General features: G+C 44.0%; 12 protein-coding genes and 1 pseudogene. 7 read left to right on the top strand and 6 right to left on the bottom strand.

Features of this window, described 5'->3' with window-relative positions:
* Positions 1-307: 307 nt before the first annotated feature.
* On the bottom strand, positions 308-559 hold the full coding sequence (locus HWQ38_RS03325) for a hypothetical protein (RefSeq protein WP_292790001.1): 252 nt from the start codon (positions 557-559) through the stop codon (positions 308-310).
* A 79-nt stretch (positions 560-638) separates the two neighbouring features.
* On the opposite strand from HWQ38_RS03325, the gene HWQ38_RS03320 reads away from it, so the two are divergent.
* Positions 639-812, top strand: coding sequence for a hypothetical protein (locus HWQ38_RS03320; RefSeq protein WP_292789999.1), 174 nt, complete (start codon positions 639-641; stop codon positions 810-812).
* A gap of 355 nt (positions 813-1167) precedes the next feature.
* Here HWQ38_RS03320 and HWQ38_RS03315 read toward each other — a convergent pair whose 3' ends face one another.
* The 5 genes from HWQ38_RS03315 to HWQ38_RS03295 form a co-directional block, all read right to left on the bottom strand.
* The gene (locus HWQ38_RS03315; RefSeq protein WP_292789998.1) at positions 1168-4734 is read right to left on the bottom strand and encodes a PriCT-2 domain-containing protein; all 3567 of its coding nucleotides are present in this window, start codon (positions 4732-4734) and stop codon (positions 1168-1170) included.
* Positions 4735-5004: 270 nt separating this feature from the next.
* Positions 5005-5730 (bottom strand): hypothetical protein, encoded by a 726-nt coding sequence (locus tag HWQ38_RS03310; protein WP_292789997.1) that lies wholly within the window; start codon positions 5728-5730, stop codon positions 5005-5007.
* An 86-nt stretch (positions 5731-5816) separates the two neighbouring features.
* Complete coding sequence (locus tag HWQ38_RS03305; RefSeq protein ID WP_292789996.1) at positions 5817-6059, bottom strand: hypothetical protein; 243 nt, start codon at positions 6057-6059, stop codon at positions 5817-5819.
* The gene (locus tag HWQ38_RS03300; RefSeq protein ID WP_292789995.1) at positions 6052-6258 is read right to left on the bottom strand and encodes a hypothetical protein; all 207 of its coding nucleotides are present in this window, start codon (positions 6256-6258) and stop codon (positions 6052-6054) included. The genes HWQ38_RS03305 and HWQ38_RS03300 overlap by 8 nt, the downstream gene beginning before the upstream one ends.
* The gene (locus HWQ38_RS03295) at positions 6255-6434 is read right to left on the bottom strand and encodes a hypothetical protein (protein ID WP_292789994.1); all 180 of its coding nucleotides are present in this window, start codon (positions 6432-6434) and stop codon (positions 6255-6257) included. The genes HWQ38_RS03300 and HWQ38_RS03295 overlap by 4 nt, the downstream gene beginning before the upstream one ends.
* Positions 6435-6708: 274 nt before the next feature.
* Here HWQ38_RS03295 and HWQ38_RS03290 point away from each other — a divergent pair, with 274 nt between their 5' ends.
* The 6 genes and pseudogenes from HWQ38_RS03290 to HWQ38_RS03265 form a co-directional block, all read left to right on the top strand.
* Complete coding sequence (locus tag HWQ38_RS03290) at positions 6709-7824, top strand: hypothetical protein (RefSeq protein ID WP_292789992.1); 1116 nt, start codon at positions 6709-6711, stop codon at positions 7822-7824.
* A gap of 3 nt (positions 7825-7827) precedes the next feature.
* On the top strand, positions 7828-8067 hold the full coding sequence (locus tag HWQ38_RS03285) for a hypothetical protein (protein ID WP_292789990.1): 240 nt from the start codon (positions 7828-7830) through the stop codon (positions 8065-8067).
* A gap of 168 nt (positions 8068-8235) precedes the next feature.
* On the top strand, positions 8236-8442 hold the full coding sequence (locus HWQ38_RS03280) for a hypothetical protein (protein WP_292789989.1): 207 nt from the start codon (positions 8236-8238) through the stop codon (positions 8440-8442).
* An 11-nt stretch (positions 8443-8453) separates the two neighbouring features.
* A complete protein-coding gene (locus HWQ38_RS03275) occupies positions 8454-8723 on the top strand; it encodes a hypothetical protein (RefSeq protein ID WP_292789987.1) in 270 nt (89 codons plus the stop codon).
* A gap of 35 nt (positions 8724-8758) precedes the next feature.
* Entirely contained in the window at positions 8759-9187 is a 429-nt protein-coding gene (locus HWQ38_RS03270) for a hypothetical protein (protein ID WP_292789985.1), read from the top strand.
* A gap of 7 nt (positions 9188-9194) precedes the next feature.
* Positions 9195-9813, top strand: a pseudogene (locus tag HWQ38_RS03265) (hypothetical protein); the annotation flags it as partial.

Below are 9813 nucleotides of genomic sequence, written 5' to 3'. Positions count from 1 at the left end.
GGGTTTGATTTCTAGCCAACGAATCGCATCGACCTCACAAAATCGCATTGCTCCCTGTTCCGAGTCTGGTAACTCTGGTAATTCAATCCCTCGGAAGAGCAATGCTTCAACTATCTGAGATACAGATTTATTTCCCAGATTTTTCAGCTTCCGCACCCAGTCTATACTCAGCAAGTTTAACCAGTTCCGATCACGGCAGCATATTTCCTAAACGCACTTTGTCTTCATAGTCCTGTACCCATTTTGGGATATTTCGACTCCCTTCTCTACGAGACGCTACTTGGTGTTCGACATAAGTTTTTTATTTTTAAAAAGAATATCCCGCGCCGCAAAGGAATTTTCTCTCAATGAAAATATTTTGTTGGCCTTGAGATTTTAATTCTTGATCCTTGGTTGGTTGCTGAGTATCTGGTAATACTTGTACATCTACTTGTAGAGCGTCCTCCTTGTTTACCTCTTTTTCTTGTCCGGGGTCATTAAATAAATTTAATAGTTCAGTTTTTTTGTTTGTGAAATCCGGCATCGGCTGCCCACTCTCAAGGCGGTTGAAAAAAGCCAAGCGTCGTTAAAAATCCCTGACCTACGGAGAAACCAGTCAGGAAAAAATATTAAAACCAAGAGTGCTTTAAAGCGCTGCTTTGCTGTATCAAAAAAAAACACAGCAGAAAAAGCCAGATTTTAAGCGCTGTATTGTCGTGTTTAAAAATTTAAGAGTGCTTGTGGTGGCAGTGGCGATCGCAGTTGACACAAATGTAATTTTGTTTACCTCGTCGCTTGCCATTCTTCCTTACAACAGGATAATTACAGTATAAAGATTGCATAGTACTTATGCTGAATTCATCCCTCTATTAATTATGCAACGCCGCTTTTTTCTGTGTGCATGATTGGCATCACCGTGCCAAAAAAGGTTTTTTGTACATTCGATTATTTCAAGTGCCTGAAACGACGATTTTTCGTTCCAACTTGATTAAACTAGCAGCATAACCATAGTTATTTCACCAAAAAGCACTTATTGAAAGGCTTACCCCATCTCAGTTTCAGCCAAGCGCGTACAATGCAACCCGGTTTGGGACGGTGATGCCTATACCATGTTCTTTATAAATTGCGGAAGCAAGGTAAAGGTAGGGATGTCGGGGAATGAGTCAATTATTTAACATTACTGTCAAGTTACAGTTGGTTTGCACTCCTTACAAAGACTGAGGCAAGAGGTAGGTTTGAGTAAACTTCGGTGGGTAAAGAACGCAAGATAATCATCAGCAAGTCAGCCCTAACTTGAGGGGTGCAGTGGTGCAAAATTCGCCGGATCTCCGTATTAGTAATGCTTGTAGCGACTTCAGCTATGTATTTTAAGGTATCTTCTGGTGATGATTCTGATTCAGTGATCAACAGGGGGAAGTATTTACGGGCTAACCACTTTTCATCGTCGTCTAAGTCAGCCAAATTTTTATTACTACCGCTATTAAGACTATCTAATAGCAGGAGTAATAATTTTTTAAAGTGCTGCCAGCCCCCCCAACGCCGGGTAAATCGGCTCACCCAGGCTTGGGAGATTTCAGCAATATTCGCGATCGCCGGTTGAGTAATTTTCTGTTTTGACTGCCAAAGCGACTTTAGGGCATTGACTATAGCGTGTCCTGTTTGCTCACTGGCGTTACCCGCTTCGGGGCAGAGTTGGAAAGCATCAACGCTTTCTAATTTCACTCCTGGTAATTCACGATCGAGGAATTTTATGTCATAGTCAGCGCAGAAGTAAAAGGTAAGCTGTTGGTTGGGGCGACGATGTGAACGTAATCGCCCAATCTCTTGTATAATTTCTGCATTGATTAGTTCAGTAAGATCCTTTTGGAAAGTGCTGTTTTTATCTTCCAGGTTGACTGGTTCACCAGTCATCACCTGATATTCTGCTGCTAAAACACCGATGTTTTGGTAGGGAATGCCAAAAGAAGCGATCGCAGGGGCATCATTAAACCGATTAACACCACGCCCATCGACAAAGTGACCGTATTCTGTGCGGTCTGCAATTTGGGATGCAATTTGTTTCCAATCGATAATGCCAAGGGTGGGGTAGAGTTTTTTTAAGGTTTCTTTGAGGGCATTAACACGGGCGCTGAGAGTGTCAGATCGATTTTTAGGCAGTTTACCCAGCCCAGTGACGTTGACCACTTTTAAATTGCCATAGTCAGGGCGTTGTTGCTCAATTATTAACACAGGATCATCGATGCCCAATTTGAATTTCAACTGGTGGGATTTGAAAGTGGCATCAAGGTAAATATTAAATTGGGCGGAGTTTGCCAATTCACTATGCTTGGGATTTCGGCGGTAAATGCTGAGTACACCCCATTGAGATTGAAAACTACCGTCACCCTTCCAAGCTTCGAGAAAGTCAGGCAACCAGTAATTAGGCAAGTCAAGAAATTCCCGGACAGCTGTTCGTGCGCTGTCTTTAACTACCTTCTTGGCAGCATAACGAGCCGCAGCACTTTTTTTGAGTTGTTTATCTTGGGTAATATCAATAGAGTCTAAGTCTTCTAGAAAAGTGAAATCAGGTTCAAACAAAAGCCGAATCGCTTCGATATCTAAATTTTCGGGAAAAGTGGGCAGCAGCGCCCGGATGGTGGCATCATCAAACCCGTAGCGGTCAGTGGGTTTAAGTTGCTGAGTAAACAGTTGGTGTAAAACTAAGAGTGCAGGTTGCAGCTGTGACAAAAGATTTGGTTCTAACAGTAGCAGCTTGCCTATGGTGGTTTCAAAATCGCCTCGGTTCACATCAACGCTCCGCACGGTCTTGATGAGTGTACCAGCTTCTTCCCATAACCGCCCAACGGTGAAAGTTTGGTCAGCAGCGTTAGTTAAGGTGACAGGGGTAGAGTCTGGGTGCGCTCTGAGTTCAGAATAATTTTGAATTGCACTGCGCTTTTGAAAGCGGAAGCCAAAACCATCCCCTTGAGCGAAACGGCACTGATTTTGAAGGGAACAACCGCCACAGATGGGACTAATACCGCTCTCTTCAAAATCAAGGCTGGTAAAATTCTTGTTGCGGAAGGCGTTAAATAAGTAAGTCCTGTGACAATTCCCATCAGTGTCGGCAGTCTCACCCGCTTTAGTCCACAGTTTAAAGTCCTCACCTAGAGGAGTTTTGCGGGTGGGATCTAGTTTAAAGCCGTTGTGACGCACTGGCAGGTCAACAAAATTCGTCTCAATGGGCAGTGTGGATGGGTTTCTGTGGTTGGCATCCTGGTAAATTAGTTTATCAACACCGAATAAGGCCGCTGTCAGTTGCCCCGCGTTGTAAGACTTGCCCAGTCCAGGGTGAGAATTATCTAAGATTTGTGCCCAGCCCTTAGAAACAGCTTCCACCCAAGCGGTAATATGTTCTTCTGGCTGGCAGGAAATAGAGATATTGCTTGTAACTTCAGTTATGTACGGGATATTGCCGGGTTTGTAAATAATTACATTGGGCGGAGGCGTGTTAATTTCGGGTTCGGGCTCAGGTGATGGTGGGGCTTTAAATCCTTTAAATATCGAAGTAAATGGAGCGATGGGCTGCGCCCCAGCATAGCTGAACGCTTGCTTTAATAAATTTTGGAAGCTGCTCAAGTCTTCTCTGACTCGCCCAAGCTCCCACTGTTCACGGCTAATTACTCCTTGGTCGCCGAGGTTATATTCATACTGCCGTTGCAGGAAGCGAAAGCCATACTGTTTGGCAATGTGAAACAGTGTTCCGATCGTAATTCCCCCACGCCGAAAACTGCGAATCTTAGCGTGGATGTTCCAAGTTGAACCCTTGATGCTGGGCGACCACTGTTCTGCTATGATTTCCGCTTCTGATGCCCCATAATGGTTAACCAGTGCCATCAACACCTGACGGCATTCGTCATAGTTACCGCTTCCTGGGGTACGTGGTGGGATGAATGAAAGTGCGTTCTGGATTAGCTGGTCAATGTCCCAGCCTTCAATGATAGAAACCTCACGCCACTCTTTACGCCGTGACTCAATTTCTTGAATTCGTAGCTGATACTCAATACGCTCCTGTTGCGTGATCGTGATCGCTTCACTTATCCATTCTGCTGGTAAAGTGGCTTCAGGGTTGACTAGCGGGAATTCTGCCTCTGTGCTGCCGTAAAATACACGGGAAGCATCTTTACAAGCTGGGTCATGGGGCAACTGCTGCATGAGGAAGCGTGTACAAGCTTCTACAGTATCAGCACCCTGAACATATTGGGGCAGAAGGAAAACCAACCGGAATTTATGCCAGTCTGGTCTGTGACTGGCAGTAGTGTAAATTAAAGCACAGTGTTTTTTAATGAAGGGATGGGCTAGGGCTTCTTCTATGGTTAATTGATGATCGTAAACTTTGATGTAATTCCCGTTTTCGTCTTTAATTGGCTTGTCATAACCATCACGGGCAACATCGGAATTATCAATATCGAGTAGTAGCCAGTGAGAACCGATGACATTGGACTTACTGCGCCATTTCCCGCCTAACAATCCGGCACAGATGGCGTGACCTGCTTTAATATGTTGCTGGACATCGGCTAGAGTGCCGAATACATCAATGAAGTTAGCGGCCAGCTTCTTAAAGTCCCAGTCTTTGTTTTTTCCAGTTGCGTTAAACGCAAACTTGATTTTGCTATCCCCAACAGAGTCTTGTTCTGTCTCCGAGGCAGAATTTGCCCCTTGAGCATCTGCTGATTGCGCCGATACTGAGTGATTAAATTGTTGTAATGGTGACATGAGAGCTATTCCTCCTAAAGTGTGTTGGAGGAATTGGAGCTATCCCGAAAGTAATCTTTTAGTACAAACGTTCAGAATATAAGAACAAAATTACATAAAATTCCTAAAACGCTGTTTACATCTGGTGAGCCAGTGTTACATTGGCTTTACACCGAATCATGTACGATAAAATTACTGTTAGGGATATTAATTAGGCTTGACACCCGATAACCCCAATTCCGTTTGAAAACCCTGCTGTCCTACCGGGACGCGGGGTTTTCGTTGTTTTGCCTATGAGTACTTGGCTAAAGTCGCCTTGACAAACTCGATTACTTCCTCCTGTTGAATAATAAATGCAGTGCCTTTTCTTCTAAGAGCCAGAATTTTCATACTTCCAACTTCAGAATAAAGGTGTGAATTGTGATCAACAGCCGCCTTGGTGGGAGGCCATAAGACCAAAACTTTTGCTGAGGGCGTTTTTGTCGCTTCACGGGAAGACATTGCAAACAAGTCTCTGTTCTTGCTTAACCACTTTTCGTAATCTGCTAACTCAAGCAGTGGGCAAGGGTTCCACACTTTTAGTCCATGTTTGTCTTTCCTCTTGATCTGCAAAACCTCTCTGGCTTCGTTGTAGACAATCTCCTTATCTCCTATTGAGCGAATGGAGATAAACAGGTGAATTTTTCGCTCAAATCTCACAAACAAGTCGATAGGGTTCTTATCTTCTACTTTTAGCACTGGAAAAACTTGTATCCCTTCACTTTTAAACTCATCCAAAAGTGAGGCTGTTAATTTTTCCAGCCGCGCCAGTTTTTGAGTGGCTACCAACGGCTTATAAGCCAATCCAAAAAGTAACCAGCCCAATGGATGAACTATGCCACCTGTAGCCAGCGCAGCACCACTAGCCGCTAGTGCAACAGTGGATTCATAGTCTTTCGCCTCCCTAAGCATCTCTAACGCCGCTTTATTGTGCGGCGGGAGTTGAAAATCCATAGGTGGGTCTTTCACGGTAGTCATTGGCGACATTAAAAATTAATCATTTGAAATTAGCGTTAAGTGTTGCTTATGGGATTTTGTTTTTTTGGCGCATCTTGCGGCGATCGCTACGCCACGTTCTTGACTGAGATAATACCTTGACTGCATTTTTGAACCAATAACCATCTGTTTGATTCTTTATCTAGTGCTGGCAGTAGGCGAAAGTTGAAAACATCCTCCCAAACCTCCACACCGTACTCTTGAGCAAAATTAATTTCTAGAGCTTTAAATTGTTGCCAGGAGCGATCGCCGATTGCCATCAGCATGGGGATGATGGTAGTGATTGGTATTTGGGTAGCTGTTTCACTCATCTGGGTAATCCTCAAAAATACAAATTATTGGTAAGGGTTCGTCTTCAGTATCGATAATTTCGACTAATCGTTTTCCTTTCGCTTTGGCAAGCCTTTTGCAACGTTCTTCAGATGCGGCAGCTGACCAGTCCCTTGTCTCTGTTACTGGGTCGAATTTCCCCTTAGAGCGCTTTAAGTCTGGTTGGCTAGAGTCGGTCATGCTGCACCTTTATCTTTTTTGTCCTTCGGTGCTGGTGTTTCACCTTGCCGAGATTTTACTGCTTCAGTGATTAAGATTGCTCCCATCTGACTGAGCGATCGCATTTCTGACTCTGCCATTTTCTCTACAGCCTCTCCTATATCATCTGGCAGCACAACCGATATTCGTTTACTCATAATCTCATTCTGTGAACAATTCATAGAATACTACTTCCTCCCATTAGTTTATTTGTTGTTAAACGGTAGCGTCTTGCTACTTTGTAGTAGTTAATGTAAAATGCACACACTGCTACCATAACATCATTAGCCAGAAAAAGTCACTCAACAAAGGCAACAGAAGCCAGAAAGTGATGCTTTGGCTAACCTCTAACTGGATATCTGGATTTGTCTAGATTTGCCTAAAAATCAACGCCTTGCCAGAAAAAACAAGACTTTAACAATTATCTGAACCATGACAACCGTATACACCAATGCCAAAAATTGGCTCCTTTTTGCAGACTTGTTAGCCAATTCCGGGCTAACTAACCTCATCGCCGGAAAAGACTCTGGTGCAGGGTATGGCAAGGCAATCATCGGTGATTTTTCGATCATGATGCCAGCCGCATACTCACTAGTTCGCAGCCGCAACATCATGCACCACGAAACCATCTCAAAAGATGGGGCATGGGTGCGTTATGTAGAAGGAACGCGCCTGGACTTAAAAGACGTTCAATTTTTCTGGGGCAGTGCAGCGATCGCTCAAAGTGACCACACCTTACTGCACGAGGATAAAGCCAAAAAAGCAGAACTGGCATTAGAAAGCATCCTTGCAGACTTAGCTGTTCTCAATATTCCCAATGGGATGAAACTTTCGATTAGTTTAAGCAACCACAACCCAGAACGCTGGGCAGCTGAGATTAAACGCCGAGTGTCAGGGACTCACACCTTTGAACATCTGCACCCTGTAACTCGTTCCATTGTCACCAAAACAGTTGAGATTTTTGTCCCAGAGGTTTACCCCGAAGGTTTTGGAAGCATTGCCTACTGCTTATTTGGTGAAGCAAGTCTAATGCTTGACCCCTCAGAATTAGCGATCGCACTCGATATCGGGAGCGCGACTTGGTTAGCGACTGTCTTTAATGGCAGTGGCGCGGTGATTGACAGACACCTGATTGAAGGTGGAGCCGGTGAACTGCACAGCATGATTGCCGAATCTCTCGACAAGCGAAACGACCGAGTGAGTTTATTGTCCAGGGATATAAAACACTCACCCAGCCTTATTAACCAAGGGATTTTAGATGGGACTTTCATCTATGGAGGCAACGCTCTTACTGGCAAGAATTTTCAGGCAGAGTACGGCGAATGTCTGGATGAATGGTGGTCTACCAGGATTGAGAAATTCGCCAACTTTGTGACTGCTGGTAATCACCTTGATAGAGCGAAATACCTTGTCGCCTGGGGTGGCGGTGTTTCTTTGCCAGTTGTGGATGAGAACTTAGCGGCTTTAGGTTTTACAACCTTAAAGAATCCCCAATATGTCAACGCACTCGGTTTAAAACTATTAACCGAAATTTCCAAGGGAGTCTAAATAATGAACTATGAATCTCGGCGCGTAACCATCAGCTTTCTGGCAGTTCAGGAATTGTGCGAATTATTTAATTTACCTCAAGACGTACCAACACAAGCAATCAGTTCTTGCATAGAGAAGTTAGTTTTTCAGCAGTGTAATCTGCAAGCAGCATCAAAAGTAGAGGCAGTGCAAGTCCAATCTACACAGCCGAATAAATTAGCACTTAGCGCAATGGCCAGCAGTTTCAAGGGAGCCGCATAAAAGTCAATCAAAGAGTTGCATTTTTTGTTGCCACGACTGGGTTTATCGCAATTAGATATTTTAGAATTTTGTACTTCGGAAGAAACACAATGTTCACTCTTGCTGCTGTGGGGAGTGGAGGTAAATCAGTTATATCTTGCAAAAACCGAGTGAGCAGATTTAAAGCCCATGAAAAATACAGAATTTCAAGACACGCTAGCCCACACACAATTAGGAGCTAATGCGGAGAAGCTGGGCGGCTGGGATAACGCGATGACAGTCGCAAATGGCATAGAAGATGGGGACATCAAAACAGTGCGCGAAGCTGTGAAGGATTATCCACAATCCCACGAACTAGTGGAGCGAGTTGTTACTGTTTCTGCAAAGTATAGATAGAGGATTTTCTTATGAGTACCAACGCATCAAGCCTAATTGACGAGATGAAAGAAATCTGGGGGGAGACATTTGAGCAATTAAACAACTCCGAAAGACTCTGGCTACTTTCATCATTAACCGGAACCATGACCGCAGATGCAAACTCATATTACGACCCTCATAAAGTAGATGGTTGCATTACCCCTACTACTGAGCGATTTAATGAATTGTCTTTTCAGGAGCAATTAGGTTTATGTGAGGCACTTATCAATCAAATTAAATCCAATCTGACCAACCGATAAATCTATCTGAGGCAGTTGATGTCCCCAGTAAAATCATGCCATCCAGAGCAGATAAATATATCTTCCCATCCTCTGTTGCTGCACTTGGGGGAGCCTTAATCCTTGCTCCATTGTTTTTGCAAATGCCGTCGGAATATACAACTTTTGCAACGAAAAAGCAGTTAGCGGTTAGCGAAGAAATAAACCGTGACCGCATCCAGCAGCGCGAAACTACTGCTGATTTAATTCAGAAAACTGGACTATTGCCAGAGGGGAGAAGCTTGCGGTTGATTGACTACGACAACTCAAAAACCCGCCCTCGGTTAAGGAAGCAAACACTTCAAAATTATTTAGCGGATGAATTGATTTTCGTCTACGACCGCAGCAACATTTGTGCGGGGAGAATTGAGAATCGTAAGTTTACCTGGAAGGGCGATTCATCAACAGCTTGTAAAAATGCCCCAGTAATTAATTCAGACAATTAAGGAAATAATGGAAAGTAATAAACCACCTTTAACAGCTTCAGATGGGCGTACTCCTTTGACCGCGCCAGCCCGTAAACCTCAAGAGAAAGCAGATATTTTTCACACTCTGGCTAAATGGCTTGTACTTTTAATTTCGATTATTCCCCGCTTTTTAGCCTCTATAATGGAGCATTTTTCAGAAGCAGGAAGCGTGGGTGGAATTGCGCTTGGCTCTCTAGTTTTTGTGGTCGGAGTGTTGTTTACTGCGGATAGTTATTGGCAATCATTATTCGGCGGCGCTGCACTGTTTCCCTTTTTTGAGCAAGTATGGGCTGGTTGGTCTTGGTTGCCGGGGTTTACTTTATATCCACTAAAAGCCTGGGCTGGAATTATTTTTAATCCCGCTTTCATTTTCGCTGTCGCCCTTTCGTTCGTGATTCAAATTATCCAGTCAGCCACAATTCGCAACGCTGCATTTCAAGTAAAAGCCACTACGAAACTACAACGAGTAAGGGTTAGCCTCTGGAAGAATTTACATTTCCGTAAAGCGGCAGCGCGTCCGATGTTACTCCTGCGGGTTGAACGTCTCAATGCTCAAGGTAACTTGAGAGTATTCAAACCTTTATGGTTAGCATGGGTCGGAGAAC

This window comes from Nostoc sp. NMS7 (assembly GCF_017115085.1).
Taxonomy (GTDB): Bacteria; Cyanobacteriota; Cyanobacteriia; order Cyanobacteriales; family Nostocaceae; genus Nostoc.
Note: the sequence above shows the minus strand (reverse complement) of the source record. Positions and strands in the feature narration are given on the sequence as shown.